Raw genomic sequence first — 1,510 nt, forward strand, 5'->3', positions numbered from 1 at the left:
TTAGTAGGAGAGCATGATGGAAAACCTCCCTCCACTTAATGCCCTGAAAGCCTTTGAAGCAACAGCCCGTTTGCGAAGCTTTACAAAAGCTGCAAAAGAGCTAAATGTCACTCGCGCGGCGGTTAGTCAGCAAGTTAAATCGTTGGAACTTCAGTTAGACGCGATACTTTTTGAGCGCAATGGTGCGCAGCTTTTATTAACGCAAGCTGCCTAAGCGTACTTACCTGTTGTTGGCCAGACTTTGCAGATGCTATCTGTAGCAACTCAACACCTTTTTGCTCGCCAGAAAAATACTCAACTGACGCTTCATGTCGCTCACAGCTTTTGTTCTCAATGGTTAATGCCGCGCTTGGCCGATTTTCATCGTCAGCACCCTGATGTCGTGGTAAAAATTTCAACGACCGCCAACACGGTACCGAATGCTAGCGCCATTGCGGATGTGGAGATCATCAACGGTTATGGAGATTGGCAATCAGAGCAGGCTGTTCAACTTACCCAAGAAAACTGGATAGTAGTGGCGAGCCCTGGTTTTTTAAATCTTAATTCGGTCATTCATCTTACCGATATCGCGCTAGCGCCAAAACTGTGCACGGGCGGATACCATGAATCGTGGCAAGCTTGGCTGCGTTTTCAGGGCTATAAAGGCAAAGTGAGTAAACCTATCGCCGAGTTTGAACATTCCTTACTAGCCATTCAAGCGGCGGTGAATCAGTTAGGCATACTGCTTGTAAGGGACTTTTTAGTGGAGGATGAGCTACAACAAGGACTTTTGGTTCCGATTGGTGGATGGTCAATGCCAAGCGCCAGCGCGCATCATATGACGGTAAGGGAAAGCGATAAACCGCAAGTTCAGGCTTTTACTCATTGGGTCATGCAAAGTCTATAAGCTTAAAAGTCCAGCATCTTCGAATAAGTGAAAGTGGTTTCCTGCGATTGAGCTAACAAAGTTGGGTGCTTTTTGGTCGGTAGTTAAAACAAGATTCGTTACTTAAGGTATAAAATGACGCTTGTTTCAATCGTCCCCCCAAATCTGATCGAACAAGGAAAAGTCATGGAAATGCTACAAGGTGGTCGGGATAATGCCATTTATCGTACAGGTGATCGCGTTAGTCGTCCGGCAAACTCTTGGACGATGACCGTCCACCAGTTGTTAAATCACCTTCATTCCAATGGATTCACGCAATGCCCCAAAGTGATTGGGATTGAGGGTGGTAAAGAGTGGTTGAGCTTTGTGGAAGGAGATACCTTCAACTACCCACTGCAAGGTTCTATTGCTTCTGTTACTGCACTTTTATCCGCGGCCAAAATGTTGCGTAGAATGCATGATGCTTCAGAAGATTTTCTCATTTCACATCAAAGCGAAGTGTGTCATTGGATGTTACCTGATCGAGTCCCCCAAGAGGTGATTTGTCATGGGGATTTTATGCCATACAATGTTGCACTAAATGGTGAAACCGTGGTTGGTGTATTCGATTTTGATACCGCACATCCTGCTCCTCGTTTATGGGAT

General features: G+C 45.7%; 1 protein-coding gene and 1 pseudogene. Both read left to right on the forward strand.

What is annotated here, in order from left to right; genetic code table 11:
* The first annotated feature begins 16 nt into the window (after nt 1–16).
* Nucleotides 17–886 (forward strand): annotated as a pseudogene (locus tag R8O70_RS25055) (LysR substrate-binding domain-containing protein).
* Nucleotides 887–1,051: 165 nt separating this feature from the next.
* Nucleotides 1,052–1,510: aminoglycoside phosphotransferase family protein (locus R8O70_RS25060; RefSeq protein ID WP_318184443.1), on the forward strand; the 459-nt coding region annotated here is incomplete at its 3' end.

This window comes from Vibrio sp. 779(2023) (assembly GCF_033344285.1).
GTDB lineage: Bacteria > Pseudomonadota > Gammaproteobacteria > Enterobacterales > Vibrionaceae > Vibrio > Vibrio alginolyticus.